This is a genomic window from Bradyrhizobium sp. UFLA01-814 (genome assembly GCF_046718885.1).
Lineage (GTDB): Bacteria > Pseudomonadota > Alphaproteobacteria > Rhizobiales > Xanthobacteraceae > Bradyrhizobium > Bradyrhizobium elkanii.
This window is the reverse complement of the sequence record NZ_JAQOSR010000113.1, coordinates 1-13,770: the sequence shown is the minus strand read 5'-3', so window position 1 is coordinate 13,770 and position 13,770 is coordinate 1. Positions and strand designations below refer to the sequence as shown.

12 protein-coding genes and 1 pseudogene are annotated in these 13,770 nt (G+C 65.6%); 10 read left to right on the top strand and 3 right to left on the bottom strand.

Annotated elements, in window-relative coordinates; genetic code table 11:
* Positions 1 to 12: 12 nt before the first annotated feature.
* Genes PMN64_RS28780 through PMN64_RS28770 form a run of 3 tightly spaced genes read right to left on the bottom strand, consistent with a single transcriptional unit; the run spans position 13 to position 2,671 of the window.
* Positions 13 to 1,563 (bottom strand): WS/DGAT/MGAT family O-acyltransferase, encoded by a 1,551-nt coding sequence (locus PMN64_RS28780; protein WP_028338799.1) that lies wholly within the window; start codon positions 1,561 to 1,563, stop codon positions 13 to 15.
* Between the two features lie 59 nt (positions 1,564 to 1,622).
* On the bottom strand, positions 1,623 to 2,414 hold the full coding sequence (locus PMN64_RS28775; RefSeq protein WP_411783096.1) for an esterase/lipase family protein: 792 nt from the start codon (positions 2,412 to 2,414) through the stop codon (positions 1,623 to 1,625).
* Positions 2,415 to 2,422: 8 nt separating this feature from the next.
* Positions 2,423 to 2,671: a DUF6489 family protein gene (locus PMN64_RS28770; protein WP_018270495.1), complete on the bottom strand. Its 249-nt coding sequence runs from the start codon at positions 2,669 to 2,671 to the stop codon at positions 2,423 to 2,425.
* 398 nt (positions 2,672 to 3,069) lie between these two features.
* On the opposite strand from PMN64_RS28770, the gene PMN64_RS28765 reads away from it, so the two are divergent.
* The 10 genes and pseudogenes from PMN64_RS28765 to PMN64_RS28720 all read left to right on the top strand — a co-directional run.
* Positions 3,070 to 4,665 (top strand): ABC transporter substrate-binding protein, encoded by a 1,596-nt coding sequence (locus PMN64_RS28765; RefSeq protein ID WP_411783095.1) that lies wholly within the window; start codon positions 3,070 to 3,072, stop codon positions 4,663 to 4,665.
* 103 nt (positions 4,666 to 4,768) lie between these two features.
* The gene (locus tag PMN64_RS28760; protein WP_411783094.1) at positions 4,769 to 5,749 is read left to right on the top strand and encodes an ABC transporter permease; all 981 of its coding nucleotides are present in this window, start codon (positions 4,769 to 4,771) and stop codon (positions 5,747 to 5,749) included.
* A 12-nt stretch (positions 5,750 to 5,761) separates the two neighbouring features.
* Positions 5,762 to 6,721, top strand: coding sequence for an ABC transporter permease (locus tag PMN64_RS28755; protein WP_411783093.1), 960 nt, complete (start codon positions 5,762 to 5,764; stop codon positions 6,719 to 6,721).
* The gene (locus PMN64_RS28750) at positions 6,718 to 7,701 is read left to right on the top strand and encodes an ABC transporter ATP-binding protein (protein ID WP_225160752.1); all 984 of its coding nucleotides are present in this window, start codon (positions 6,718 to 6,720) and stop codon (positions 7,699 to 7,701) included. Before PMN64_RS28755 ends, PMN64_RS28750 begins: the two co-directional genes overlap by 4 nt.
* Complete coding sequence (locus PMN64_RS28745) at positions 7,698 to 8,690, top strand: ABC transporter ATP-binding protein (RefSeq protein WP_411783092.1); 993 nt, start codon at positions 7,698 to 7,700, stop codon at positions 8,688 to 8,690. Before PMN64_RS28750 ends, PMN64_RS28745 begins: the two co-directional genes overlap by 4 nt.
* A gap of 112 nt (positions 8,691 to 8,802) precedes the next feature.
* Positions 8,803 to 10,608 (top strand): gamma-glutamyltransferase family protein, encoded by a 1,806-nt coding sequence (locus PMN64_RS28740; RefSeq protein ID WP_411783091.1) that lies wholly within the window; start codon positions 8,803 to 8,805, stop codon positions 10,606 to 10,608.
* A gap of 15 nt (positions 10,609 to 10,623) precedes the next feature.
* A complete protein-coding gene (locus PMN64_RS28735; protein ID WP_411783090.1) occupies positions 10,624 to 11,334 on the top strand; it encodes a DUF1028 domain-containing protein in 711 nt (236 codons plus the stop codon).
* On the top strand, positions 11,331 to 12,320 hold the full coding sequence (locus PMN64_RS28730; RefSeq protein ID WP_411783089.1) for an ABC transporter ATP-binding protein: 990 nt from the start codon (positions 11,331 to 11,333) through the stop codon (positions 12,318 to 12,320). The genes PMN64_RS28735 and PMN64_RS28730 overlap by 4 nt, the downstream gene beginning before the upstream one ends.
* The gene (locus PMN64_RS28725; RefSeq protein WP_411783088.1) at positions 12,317 to 13,414 is read left to right on the top strand and encodes an ABC transporter ATP-binding protein; all 1,098 of its coding nucleotides are present in this window, start codon (positions 12,317 to 12,319) and stop codon (positions 13,412 to 13,414) included. The genes PMN64_RS28730 and PMN64_RS28725 overlap by 4 nt, the downstream gene beginning before the upstream one ends.
* A gap of 17 nt (positions 13,415 to 13,431) precedes the next feature.
* Positions 13,432 to 13,734 (top strand): annotated as a pseudogene (locus PMN64_RS28720) (ABC transporter substrate-binding protein); the annotation flags it as partial.
* Positions 13,735 to 13,770 lie beyond the last annotated feature (36 nt).

Here is a 13,770-nt window from a genome sequence, read left to right as displayed (position 1 = left end):
CGGCAGGGATCCTTATTCGGCTGCGCCCTTGATGTCCGCAGGCGGGGGAGCGAACGCCGCCTCGAGTACATCGAACTCGAGCGGCAGCATGTCGCACATCACCTGCACGTGGGGAATGATGTTGGCGCCCACGATGAAACCGAAATCGAGCTGATCGCGGTAGCTCTGCACGGTGATGTTGAGCGCGACGCCGTGGGTCGAGATCGAAACCGGGAAGATGTGCAGCAGCTCGGCACCCGCCGCATACAGCGTCTGCCGCGGCCCCGGCACGTTCGAGACCGTGATGTTGGTGGCCGGCGGCAGCACGTTGGAGAGGTCGGAGCGGCTGTAGAGCAGCGCCAGGATCTGCACCAGGATCGGCGCGCCCAGCAGCGAGATGTTGGTGACCTGCGGCACCAAGGCGCGCAGCGGATGCGACATCTCCTTGGACCTGGTCGACTGTGCGATGATGGTTTCCAGCCGCTTCCTTGGGTCCTCGATGTCGGTCGCGATCGAGCAGATCATGCCGAACACCTGGTTGTTGGATTCGGCATTGCCCTCCTCGCGCAGCGAGATCGGAACACCTGCCGTCAGCGACTTGTTCGGCAGCGCGCCCTGGCTGATCAGATAGCGCCGCACCACGCCGGAGGCGAGCGCCAGCACGACGTCGTTGAGCTTGCCGCCGGACGCCTTCGCCAGAGCCTTGGCCCGCGACAACGAGATCGAGGTGCCGGCAAAACTGCGTTCGGACGAGATCGCCTTGTTGAGGATGGTCGGCGGCGAGGACATCGCCTGCAGGCTCTCGCGCGACCTCGGATCGGCGACCTTGGCGACGACGTCGGACAGGCTCTTCATGACCGTCGGCATCGAGCCGGCGAACTTCACCGCGCTTTCGATCTGGAACATGGCGTTGTCGAACAGGATCGAGCCGAGGTCGCTCTTGCCGGAACGCGGCAGCTCCAGGCTCTTCTGCGCGGCGGCGGCAGCCTCGAACGGCTGGGTCCAGAGCTGCTGATAGGCATCGATCAGATTGGCCGCGATGTCGCGCGGCTCCTGCGCGACTTTCTTCGCGCTCGGCGGCTCGATCTCGCGCGGCACCGGCGTCAGGTCGTAGATCATGCTGGTCAGCGCCGCGCCGGCGCCGCCGTCGATGCAGGCATGGTGCATCTTGGAATAGAGCCCGATCTCGTTGTCCTTCATGCCCTCGAAGACGTAGAACTCCCAGAGCGGGCGGGCGCGGTTCAACAGCTTGGCGTGCATCCAGCCGACGATACGCTCCAGCGTCGCGCGATCGTGCGGCGCCGGCAGGCTGGCGCGGAAGATGTGACGGTCGATGTCGAACTGATCGTCCTCGACCCAGGACGGATGATCGATGTCGAGCGGCGCCTTCTGCAGCCGTGCCTTGAGGATCGGCGCGATGTGCAGCCGCGAGGCGATCATCGCCTTGAACTCCTCGAAGAAGTCGCCCTTGTAGCCGTCGGGCAGGCGGAAGATCGCCATGCTGCCGACATGCATCGGCATTTCCGGCGTTTCCAGATAGAGAAACGATGCGTCCAGCGAGGACAGCTTCTTGGCGTCGCTCATGATCTCCTCCCGGGAGCCTACTTACGCGGGCGCCTTGGGCGGCGCTTCTGGTCGTTTGGTCAGGATAGTGCCTGTTCTGCCGGCCCGTAGGCAATGGCAAAGGGGCCCGAGCGGTCAAAATGCCGGAATTCCCCTTCCGGCTGGGCCAGCCGGTCCGCAATCGCCCACAGCGCCGCGGGATTGACGCCGAGGCCGATATGGCTGGCGAAATGCACCTCGATGTTCTCGGCGGTGGCCGACGGCCGCACGCGCGAGGTCCGCCAGTTCACGATGCCATCGGTGCGGGAATAGATCGAGGTTGTCGGCACCGGCATGTCGCCGGCGATCGCAGCGCGGATCTCAGGGATGTCACCCACACCTTCGCCGGACAACAGCTCATAGAGCCGCGTCGCATTGGTGGCGCGGATGTCGTCGGCGAACGGGCTGCCCAGCGTGATGATGGAGCGCACCAGCTCCGGCATCTGCGACGCCAGGTCGCGCGCATAGACGCCGCCGAGGCTCCAGCCGATGATCGAGACCTTGCGCCCGGACGCCTCATGGACCCGCTTCAGCAGGTCGCGCAGCGCAGCCCGCCTGCTGGAAATCCCGCCGAAATTGCGGCCCATGTTCCAGGCATAGGCATCATAGCCGAGCTCCTTCAGATAGCGCCGCATCGGCGCCATCGAAAGGTCGCTGGCGAGGAAGCCCGGCAGCGCCAGCACCGGATGACCGTCGCCTCTCGGCGCCCGCATCAGCAACGGCGACAGCAGCAGGCTCGAATTGAGCTCGAGCACGCCGCGCGCCTCCGCCAGCATCAGGAACAGGCTCGGCGGGCGCAACCGGCGTTCGGTCCCATCAACGCTCCTGTCCATGCCGGCCACTATTTCTTCTTGCTCGCGCCGCCGAAGCCGGCCATCGCCACGAACATGTCCTGGAAGCGCTCGGCGAGCTTGGGATCGAAGGTGAACCAGCTCTGCATCAGCGATTCCGGCGAAATCTTCTCGATGTTCGACAGCATCTGCTGCTGCAGCTTGTCCATGACGGCGGTTTGCATCGGCGCCACATCCGGCAGGCCGAAGAACTGCCGCGCTTCGAGGGGCGTACAATCTATCTCGACGTTGACCTTCATATCCGCCTCCTCAAATGCGCCTTGGCCCGCCATAGTATCGCCGCGACGGGGCGAGTTGCGCAAGCGAGCCGTACCTGCCCCGGGGGGCAGTCGGCCTCAATCATCCGTTATGGTCAACCAAACCGTTTGGAGCGGTTGCTCCAAACTGGCTGAAGCGGCCGGCATAGCGCGGCGCGCCGGTGATCATTCCCGGAAGCGACAAGCGGCACTCCGAAAGTCGAACGTCACGCGCTCGCGCCGGCCGCCGGCTCTCCAATCGCTTCATTGCGCTGCACCCGCGCAAACCGGTTAACCCTTTGGCAAATCGCGCTTGCGCAGCCGGTAAACTCTGGCAACATGGATCGATAATACCAGCCGGACACAGCAGCCGGCGGACAAAAACGGGGACGCGGGATCACATGTCGGTACGTTGGAGTTTTGCGGCGGCTGCCGTCGCATTCGTCGCCTTTGCTTGGCCGGCATCGGCCCAGACGCTGAAGTACGCCAACCAGGGCGAGCTGAAGTCGCTGGATCCCTACACGCTGAAGGAAACCACGACGATCGCGCACCACGCCCACGTCTACGAAGGCCTCACCGCGCGCGACAAGGACCTCAAGATCATTCCGGCCCTGGCGGAAAGCTGGGAGACGCTGAGCCCGACCAAATGGCGCTTCCATCTGCGCAAGGGCGTGAAATTCCACAATGGCGATCCCTTCACCGCCGACGACGTGCTGTTCTCGGCCGAGCGCGTCCGCGCCAAGGGCTCCAACTTCCTCAGCAACGTCCCGGCTGACGCCAAGTTCAGCAAGGTCGACGACTACACCGTCGACGTGACGCTGGACTCGCCCAATCCCATCCTGATCTCGCAGTGGGATAGCTGGTACATCATGGACAAGAAGTGGTGCGAGGAGAACAACTCGGTTGCACCGACGCCGGCCTCCGCAACCACGCCGAGCTACGCGGCGCTGCACGAGAACGGCACCGGCCCCTTCACGATCGAGAGCCACCAGCCCGGCGTGAAGACCGTGTTCAAGGCGTTTCCCGGCTATTGGCGCAAGCCCGAGCATAATCTCAAGGAGATCATCTTCACCCCGATCGGCTCCGACGCCACCCGCGTTGCCGCGCTGCTCTCGGGCGAAGTCGACGTGATCGAACCGGTTCCGCTCCAGGACATCCAGCGGGTCAATTCCAGCGGCGTCGCCACCGTCATGACCGCGCCGGAGATCCGTACCATCTTCATCGGCATGGATACGGCGCGCGACGAGCTGCTGTATTCCAACATCAAGGGCAAGAATCCGTTCAAGGACATCCGCGTCCGCGAAGCTTTCTACAAGACCATCGACGTCGATCTGATCAAGACCCGCGTGATGCGCGGCATGTCGACCCCCTCGACCTTGATGATCGCCCCCGAGCTCTATCCGCTGTCGAAGGAATTCACGCGGCCGAAGCTCGATCCTGATGGTGCCAAGAAGCTGCTGGCCGACGCCGGCTATCCGAACGGCTTCGAAGTCACGATGGACTGCCCGAACGACCGCTACGTCAACGACGCCGCGATCTGCCAGGCGGTGGTCGGCATGCTGGCCCGCATCGGCGTCAAGGTAAACCTGCTGGCGCAGCCGAAGGCGCAGTATTTCGCCAAGGTGCTGAAGCCCGGCGGCTACCAGACCTCGTTCTTCATGCTGGGCTGGACGCCCGCGACGTCCGACTCGCACAACGTGCTGCACGACATCCTCGGCTGCCGCGACGATCCGAAGGATGCCACCCGGGGCGAGGCCAATCTCGGTGGCTATTGCAACAAGGAAGTCGACGCGCTCACCGACAAGGTCCTGATCGAGGGCGACACTGCCAAGCGCGACCAGTTGATCAAGCAAGCCTACGACATCGTCATCAAGGATTACGGCTACATTCCGCTGCATCAGCAACCGCTGGTGTGGGGCGTGTCGAAAAAGGTCAAATTGACCCAGCGCGCGGACAACCAGGTGCTGCTCTACTGGGCGACCAAACAGGGTGAATAGTGGCTTTGGCGAATTGGGTCCCGGAAGCACAGGCTTCCGGGACCGCTCGTTTTCCGGCCGCGCAAGGCCGCGCGCCAAATGTCAAAGGCAGTGAAAGGTAGAGATGCTGGCTTTCACTCTTCGCCGCTTCCTGCAGGCGATCGGCGTGATGCTCGCCGTGGGCGTGATTGCGTTCGCGATGTTCCGCTTCGCCGGCGACCCGGTGAACCAGATCGTCTCGATCGACACCTCGGCCGCGCAGCGCGCTGAAATCCGGCACTCGCTCGGCCTCGACGATCCCGTGCTGGTGCAGTTCGGCCGCTACTTCATCAATGCGCTGCAGTTCAAGTTCGGCGTGTCCTACCAGTTCCGCCTGCCGGTCTCCTCGCTGCTGGCGGAGCGGCTGCCGGCGACGCTGGAGCTTTCGATCTGCGCGACGCTGTTCGCGATGGTGGCCGGCATCCTGATGGGGGTCTATTCGGCGCTGCGCCGCGACACCGTGCTTGCCACATTATTCCAGGCGGTATCGCTGATCGGCATTTCGCTGCCGACCTTCCTGATCGGCATTCTCCTGATCTATCTGTTCGCGGTGACGCTGGGCTGGCTGCCCTCCTTCGGCCGCGGCGAGGTGGTGAAGCTCGGCTGGTGGACCACCGGACTGCTGACCGTCTCGGGCCTCAAGGCGCTGATCATGCCGGCGATCACGCTCGGGCTGTTCCAGATGACCCTGATCATGCGGCTGGTGCGCGCCGAAATGCTGGAAGTGTTGCGGACCGACTATATCCGCTTCGCCCGCGCCCGCGGCCTGACCACGCGCGCAATCCATTTCGGCCATGCGTTGAAGAACACCCTGGTTCCGGTGATCACGGTGGCCGGCCTGCAGTTTGGCTCGGTTATTGCTTTCTCAATCATCACCGAAACCGTGTTCCAATGGCCGGGCATGGGACTTCTGTTCGTGCAGGCCGTGCAAAATGTCGATATCCCGATCATGGCCGCGTATCTGTTGATGGTCTCGCTGATCTTCGTCACCATCAATCTCGTGGTCGACATCCTCTACACCGTGGTCGATCCGCGCTTGCGGTCGACCGTCGGCCGCGCGGCGTGAGGGGGCTGACCGATGTCCGATGCCGTCGTCCCCCATCGTTCCCAAGGCCACCAGGTCCCTGCCGGCTGGTTCAGGCGCGCGCTCGACAGCGACATCTTCTATTCGTTCCGTCGCTCCAGGCTGACGATGGTCGCCGCCGTGATCACGCTGCTGTTCTTTCTGCTCGCAATCTTCGCGTCGTGGCTCGCGGTGCAGAACCCGTTCGACCCGGCGCAGCTGCAGCTGATCAACTCGCGGATCGCGCCGCTGTGGACCGCCGACGGCCAAAGCCCGTTCCTGCTCGGCACCGACGAGCAGGGCCGCGACGTGCTCTCGGCGATCCTCTACGGCCTGCGCATCTCGCTTGCGGTCGGCCTGGCCGGCGTGGTCTTTGCCGGCGCGCTCGGCATCGCCCTCGGGCTGATCGCAGGCTATTTCGGCGGCGTGGTCGACACCGTGATCATGCGGATCGCCGACGTGCAGCTCACCTTCCCCGCGATCCTGATCGCGCTGCTGGTCAACGGCGTCGCCAAATCGCTGCTCGGCAACCGGCTCGACGAGATGAGCACGCTCGGCGTCCTCATCATCGCGATCGGCCTCAGTTTCTGGGTGCAATATGCCCGCACCGTGCGCGGTTCGGTGATGGTCGAGAAGAACAAGGATTACGTGGCCGCGGCGCAGCTGATCGGCCTGCCGGCGCCGAAGATCATGCTGCGGCACGTGCTGCCGAACACGATGGGCCCGATCCTCGTCATCGCCACCATCAACCTCGCGCTCGCGATCATCACCGAGGCGACGCTGTCGTTCCTTGGCGCCGGCATGCCCGACACCATGCCCTCGCTCGGCACCCTGATCCGGATCGGCAACAACTATCTGTTCGCCGGCGAATGGTGGATCGTCGCCTTCCCGGGCATTGCGCTGGCCGGCCTGATCCTCTCCATCAACCTGCTCGGCGACTGGCTGCGCGACGCACTCAATCCGAAGCTCCGATGACCAAGCCTGTTCTTTCCGTGCGCAATCTCGAGGTGGAATTCGTCACCCGCCGTGCGACCTTGCGCGCCATCAACGGCGTGTCGTTCGACATCGCCAAGGGCGAGGTGCTCGGCGTGGTCGGCGAGTCCGGCGCCGGCAAATCGGTCACCGGCCTTGCCGTGATCGGGCTGATCGATCCGCCCGGCCGCATCTCCGGCGGCGAGATCGAGCTCTCGGGCACGCGGATCGACCATCTTCCGCCGGAGGAGATCCGCCGCATCAGGGGCAAGCGGATCGGCATGATCTTCCAGGATCCGCTGACCAGCCTCAATCCGCTCTACCGGATCGGCGACCAGATCATCGAGACCATTCGCACCCACAGCAATCTGAGCGAGAGCGCCGCGCGCAGGCGTGCCATCGATCTGTTGGCCGAGGTCGGCATTCCGGCGCCGGAAAAGCGCATCGACGGTTACCCGCACGAATTCTCCGGCGGCATGCGCCAGCGCGTCGTCATCGCGCTTGCGATCTGCGCCGAGCCCGAACTGATCATCGCCGACGAGCCGACCACTGCGCTCGACGTCTCCGTGCAGGCGCAGATCATCGCGCTGATCAAGCGGCTCGGCCGCGACCACGGCACCGCCGTGATGCTGGTGACCCACGACATGGGCGTGATCGCCGAGACCTGTGACCGCGTGGCGGTGATGTATTCCGGCCGCATCGCCGAGATCGGCCCGGTGCAGGAGGTGGTGCGCAATCCGCTGCATCCCTATGCCAAGGGCCTGATGGGCGCGATCCCGACCCTCGCCGGCGAGGACAAGCGCCTGGTGCAGATCCCCGGCTCGATGCCGCGGCTGTCGGCGATCCCGCCGGGCTGCCCGTTCAATCCGCGCTGCGCGTTTGCCTTCGATCGCTGCCACGTCGAACGCCCCGAGCCGATCCGGCAGGGCACGCAATCCGTCGCCTGCCACCTGTTCGAGCCGGCGAAGGAGACGGCGGCATGAGCGGGACATTGATCGAGGTCAGGAACCTGCGCCGCGTCTTCGACGTCTCCAAGCCGTGGCTCAACCGCGTGATCGAGGGCGGCCATCTCGAATTCCTGAAAGCCGTCGACGGCGTCTCTTTCGACATCAAGCGCGGCGAGACTTTCGCGCTGGTCGGCGAATCCGGCTCCGGCAAGACCACCGTCGCGCGCATGGTGGTCGGCCTGCTGCCGCCGAGTTCGGGCGAGGTCGTCATCGACGGGGTCTCGATGACCGACCCGCGGCAGGGCCAGGCGCGCCGCCGCTTGCGCCGGCGCATCCAGATGGTTTTTCAGGATCCCTATGCGAGCCTCAATCCGCGCTACCGGGTCGCCGCCATCGTCGCCGAGCCGATCCGCGCCTTCGACCTGATCCAGGGCGAGCGCGACATCAAGGCCCGGGTCGGCGAATTGCTCTCGCTGGTCGGCCTGCACCCCGACGACGGCCAAAAATTCCCGCACGAATTTTCCGGCGGCCAGCGCCAGCGCATCGCGATCGCCCGCGCGCTGGCGTCGGAAGCCGAGTTCATCGTCTGCGACGAGCCGACCTCGGCGCTCGACGTTTCCGTTCAGGCGCAGATCCTCAATCTGATGCGCGACCTGCAGGACAAGTTCGGCCTCACCTATCTCTTCATCAGCCACAATCTCGCGGTGGTCCGCCACATGGCGAGCCGGATCGGCGTGATGTATCTCGGCCGCATCGTCGAGATCGCCGAGGGTCGAGAATTGTTCGAGAACCCGCGGATGCCCTACACGAAGATGCTGCTCGGCGCGGTTCCGGACCTTGCGATGTCCGGCCGCCAGCGCATCCCGGTGAAGGGCGAGATTCCGAATCCGATCGATCCGCCGCAGGGCTGCTCGTTCAACCCGCGCTGTCCCCTCGCCTTCGATCTCTGCCGCCAGAAGACGCCGAAACTGATCGACGGCGTCGCCTGCCATGCCGTCAACAGTCCCGCCGTCGTTCCGGCATGATCACGCGGATGGGAGCGGCCATGTCCACCAAGCGGTTGGCATACCAGCCGGCCTGTGATCAAGTGCGCCCGCCGAAGAGGCCCAACAACAAACCGACGAACGGTCAATCGCCATGAGCAACATCAACCCCGATCCGTTCACAACCCGGCCCGAGATCGAAGGCACCTTCGGCGTCGTCACCTCGACGCACTGGATCGCCACCGCGGTCGGCATGGCAACGCTGGAGAAAGGCGGCAACGCCTTTGACGCCGGAGTGGCCACCGCCTTCACGCTACAGGTGGTCGAGCCGCATCTGAACGGCCCCGGCGGCGACGTGCCGATCATCGTGCACGACGTCAAGCGCGGCAAGAGCGAGGTGATCTGCGGCCAGGGCCCGGCGCCGGCGAAGGCAACCATCGCGCATTATCGCAGCGAGGGGCTCGAGATGGTGCCCGGCACCGGCCTGCTTGCGGCCTGCGTGCCCGGCACATTCGAATCCTGGATGCTGCTGCTGCGCGACTACGGCACCATGAAGCTGCGCGACGTGCTGGAGCCCGCGATCGCCTACGCACGCGACGGCTATCCGCTGGTCGAGCGTGCATCGGCCACCATCAAGACCGTCGAACAGCTGTTCCGGAAATACTGGACCACATCGGCCGACGTCTATTTGCCAAATGGCGAGGTGCCGAAGCCCGGCACCATCTTCACCAACAGGAAGCTCGCGGAAACTTACACACGCATCCTCGATGAGGCAGAGAGCGCCGGCAGCGACCGCGTGGCGCAGATCGAGCGCGCGCGGCAGGCCTGGTCGAAGGGCTTCGTCGCCGAGGCGATCGACAAGTTCTGCCGCACCCAGGAGGTGATGGACGTCTCCGGCTCGCCGCATCGCGGCGTGCTGTCGGCCGACGACATGGCGCGCTGGCAACCGACCATCGAGGCGCCGCTCACCTACGATTACGGCCGTTACACCGTGCAGAAGGCCGGGGTCTGGAGCCAGGGTCCGGTGATGCTGCAGCAGCTCGCGCTGCTGAAAGGTTTCGAGCTCGACGGGCTCGATCCCGCAGGCCCCGACTTCATCCATCTGCAGATCGAAGCCGCCAAGCTCGCCTATGCCGATCGCGAGACGTTCTACGGTGATCCGAAATTCACCGAGATCCCGATCGAGACGCTGCTGTCCGATGCCTATAACAACGAACGGCGCAAGCTGATCTCAAAAGACAAGGCTTCGCTCGACTTCCGCCCCGGCTCGGTCGAGGGTTTTGGCGGCGTCGTGAAGTTGCGACACGCCGAAGGGCATCGCGAAGCGGTCGGCGCCATGGGCGCGGGCGAGCCGACCGTCGGCCGGTTCGGCGAAGTGCGTGGCGACACCGTGCATTTCGACATCATCGACAAGGCCGGCAACATGATCTCGGCGACGCCGTCCGGCGGCTGGTTGCAGTCCTCGCCGGTGATTCCCGAGATCGGTTTCTGCCTCGGCAGCCGCGCCCAGATGTTCTGGCTCGAGGAGAACCACCCTGCCTCGCTCGCGCCGGGCAAGCGGCCGCGCACCACGCTGTCGCCGACCATGGCGCTGCGCGACGGCGAACCGTATCTCTCCTGGGGTTCGCCGGGCGGCGACCAGCAGGACCAGTGGATCACGCAGTTCTTCCTGCGCCATGTCCACGCCAGGCTCAATCTGCAGGAGGCGATCGACGCGCCGGCCTGGCACTCCGAACATTTCCCGATCTCGTTCTGGCCGCGCACCTCGCGGCCCGGCGTGCTGGTGCTGGAAAACCGCGTGCCGAAATCGACCATCGACGAATTGAAGCGCCGCGGCCATGTGGTTGAGATTGGTCCGGATTGGTCGGAAGGCCGCCTCACCGCGGCCTCGAAGGTCGGCGCCCGCCGCCGGGCTGCCGCCAATCCGCGCGGCATGCAGGGTTACGCCGCAGGCCGCTAAGCACGAAGGTTTGAGATGACCTGGTCGATCATCGCCCGCGACAGCGCCACCGGCCAGCTCGGCATCGCCGTCGCGACGCGGTTCTTCGCGGTCGGCGCGCTGGTGCCGCACATCGCACCCGCAATCGGCGCGGTGGCGACGCAGGCGCTGGTCAATCCCTATTACGGCATCGACGGCCTCGCGCTGTTACGCGGCGGCAACAGCCCGCATGAGGTGATCGCGGCGCTGATTGCGCCCGACAGCGGCCGCGAGAGCCGGCAGGTCCATGTCATGGACGCCAGGGGCCGCATCGCGGCGCATTCCGGCAAGGACTGCATCGACTGGTTCGGCCATATCGCCGGCGACGGGTTCTCGATCGCCGGCAACATGCTGGCTGGACCTGCGGTGCTCGACGAGGCCGCGCGCGTTTATGCCGAGAACGAGACGCTGCCGTTCGCGGAACGGCTGATCAAGGCGATGTTCGCCGGCGAAGCGGCCGGCGGCGACAAGCGCGGCAAGCAATCGGCGGCGCTCCTGATCCACGGCGCGGAGGAATGGCCGGCGCTCGATCTGCGCGTCGACGACCACACCGATCCCCTGCGCGAGCTTGAGCGGCTGGAAGCCGTCAGCCGGGAGCACTGGGTGCCGTTCCGGAGCTTCATGCCGACCCGCGGCAACCCAGCCGGAACCAGCGATCGCGCCACAATCGACGCCGGCATCGCGGCGGCAACCACGAGCCACGAATGACGGCAGGCCCGCTGATCGAAATCGAGGGCCTGCGCGTCACCTTCCTGGGCGATGACGGCCGCATGACGCATGCCGTCGACAGCGTCGATCTTTCCGTCGCCAAGGGCGCCACGCTTGGCCTGGTCGGCGAGTCCGGCTGCGGCAAGAGCGTGACCTCGCTCGCGATCATGGGGCTGTTGCCGAAACAGTCCGCCGCGGTCTCCGGCGCGATCCGCTTCGACGGTTTCGACCTGCTCGACGTGCCTGATACGACGCTGCGCGACCTGCGCGGCAATCGCCTTGCGATGATCTTCCAGGAGCCGATGACCTCGCTCAACCCGAGCTTCACCATCGGCGACCAGATCACCGAGACCATCTTGCGCCACCGCGGCGGCGCGCGGCGCGCGGCGCGCGAACGCACCATCGAGCTGCTGCGCCGCGTGCATATTCCCTCGCCCGAGAAGCGCATCGACGAGTTTCCGCACAAGCTGTCCGGCGGCATGCGCCAGCGCGTGATGATCGCGATGGCGCTGGCCTGCGATCCGCAGCTTCTGATCGCCGACGAGCCGACCACCGCGCTCGACGTCACCTTGCAGGCGCAGATCCTTGATCTGATGCGGGAGCTGAAGGCCGCGAGCGGCGCCGCGATCATCCTGATCACCCACGATCTCGGCGTCGTCGCCGAAGTCTGCGACGAGGTTGCGGTGATGTATGCCGGCGAGATCGTCGAGCGCGCGCCGGTCGACGAGCTGTTTGCCAATCCGCAGCATCCCTACACGGTCGGACTGCTCGGCTCGATCCCGCGGCTCGACCGCCGCACCAGCCATCTCGCCACCATCGAGGGCATGGTGCCGAACATGGCCGACCCGCCCGCCGGGTGCCGCTTCGCCGCGCGCTGTCCGTTCGTGGAACTTGCCTGCACCCAATCGCCGCCGCCGCTCGCGCTGCTGAGCCCGACCCACGCCTCGCGCTGCATCCGCGCGCCGCTCGAGCGGCTGGTGTCATGACCGCGCTGCTCGAAGTCGAAGGGCTGGTGAAGCATTTCGTCGCCGAACGCTCGCTGTTCGGCCGGCCGACCGCCCATGTGAAGGCGGTCGACGGCGTCAGCTTCACGGTCGAGGCCGGCAAGACGCTGGCGTTGGTCGGCGAATCCGGCTGCGGCAAGTCCACCGTCAGCCGGCTGGTGCTGCGGCTGATCGAGCCGGACACCGGACGGATCCGCTTCGAGGGCCGCGACCTCGGCACGCTCAACGCCGGGCAGCTGCGCGCCTTCCGCCGCGACGCGCAGCTGATCTTCCAGGACCCCTACGCCTCGCTCAACCCGCGCATGACGGTGAGCCAGATCCTGACCGAGCCGCTGGCGCTGCATAATCTCGTCCCGGCCGCGGACCGCCGCGCGCGGGTCGAGGAGCTGTTGCGCCTGGTCGGACTCGAGCCGCGCTTTGCGCGCCGCTATCCGCACGAATTCTCCGGCGGCCAGCGCCAGCGCATCGCGATTGCCCGCGCGCTCGCAGTCGAGCCGAAGCTGATCATCTGCGACGAGCCGGTGTCGGCGCTCGACGTCTCGATCCGATCCCAGATCCTGAATTTGCTGCGCGACCTGCAGGATCGCCTGAAGCTTGCCTACATCTTCGTCTCGCACGATCTCGCCGTGGTGAAGCACATCGCCGATCGCGTCGCGGTGATGAATCTCGGCACCATCGTCGAGACCGCCGATGCCCAAGCGCTGTTCGCGGCGCCGCGCCATCCCTATAGCCGCGCGCTGCTGTCGGCGATCCCGGTGCCGAAGCCGCGCGCCAGGCGCAGCCGCATCGTGCTGGAGGGCGAGCTGCCGAGCGCGCTCAATCCGCCGTCCGGCTGCCGCTTCCATACCCGCTGTCCCTATATGATCGCGCGCTGCCGCAGCGAAGTGCCACAGTTGCGCGAAGATGGCACCGGATATGCAACGGCCTGTCACCGGACGGGCGAGCTGCCCGGCGCGGAGGCGATCGTGCCCTCCGATGGCGGGTTCTCGCCGACACTGGAAAAGCTGGTGGCGGCGTTCAATGCGGCGGAAGCCTCGGGGCGGCCCGGGGTTATTTCACAGGGAACAAAGGCGTAGGGAATAAGGGGTTGGCGATGAGATTTTGGCGCTTGGCGGTCCTGATGGCGGCCCTCGTGACCTGGTGCGGAACGAGCGCGCGTGCCGAGACGACACTTCGCATCGGGCTCGCCGAGGACCCCGACATCCTCGATCCTTCAATCGGACGCACCTATGTCGGCCGCATCGTCTTTTCAGCCTTCTGCGACAAGCTGTTCGACATTGACGAGAAGCTGAACATCGTTCCGCAACTCGCGCTGTCCTACGAGAACTCGGCCGACGGCAAGGAGATGACGATCAAGCTCCGGCCGGGCGTCAAGTTCCACGACGGTGAGCCTGTCTCTTATACACATCTCCGAGCCCACGAGACTTAGGAT

Bases quoted from the DNA above. Each gene is read 5' to 3' on its own strand.
- PMN64_RS28760 (WP_411783094.1), top strand. From the start codon at position 4,769: ATGCTGGCTTTCACTCTTCGCCGCTTCCTGCAGGCGATCGGCGTGATG.
- PMN64_RS28780 (WP_028338799.1), bottom strand. From the start codon at position 1,563: ATGAGCGACGCCAAGAAGCTGTCCTCGCTGGACGCATCGTTTCTCTAT.
- PMN64_RS28725 (WP_411783088.1), top strand. From the start codon at position 12,317: ATGACCGCGCTGCTCGAAGTCGAAGGGCTGGTGAAGCATTTCGTCGCC.
- PMN64_RS28745 (WP_411783092.1), top strand. From the start codon at position 7,698: ATGAGCGGGACATTGATCGAGGTCAGGAACCTGCGCCGCGTCTTCGAC.
- PMN64_RS28730 (WP_411783089.1), top strand. From the start codon at position 11,331: ATGACGGCAGGCCCGCTGATCGAAATCGAGGGCCTGCGCGTCACCTTC.
- PMN64_RS28770 (WP_018270495.1), bottom strand. From the start codon at position 2,671: ATGAAGGTCAACGTCGAGATAGATTGTACGCCCCTCGAAGCGCGGCAG.
- PMN64_RS28765 (WP_411783095.1), top strand. From the start codon at position 3,070: ATGTCGGTACGTTGGAGTTTTGCGGCGGCTGCCGTCGCATTCGTCGCC.
- PMN64_RS28775 (WP_411783096.1), bottom strand. From the start codon at position 2,414: ATGGACAGGAGCGTTGATGGGACCGAACGCCGGTTGCGCCCGCCGAGC.
- PMN64_RS28750 (WP_225160752.1), top strand. From the start codon at position 6,718: ATGACCAAGCCTGTTCTTTCCGTGCGCAATCTCGAGGTGGAATTCGTC.
- PMN64_RS28735 (WP_411783090.1), top strand. From the start codon at position 10,624: ATGACCTGGTCGATCATCGCCCGCGACAGCGCCACCGGCCAGCTCGGC.
- PMN64_RS28755 (WP_411783093.1), top strand. From the start codon at position 5,762: ATGTCCGATGCCGTCGTCCCCCATCGTTCCCAAGGCCACCAGGTCCCT.
- PMN64_RS28740 (WP_411783091.1), top strand. From the start codon at position 8,803: ATGAGCAACATCAACCCCGATCCGTTCACAACCCGGCCCGAGATCGAA.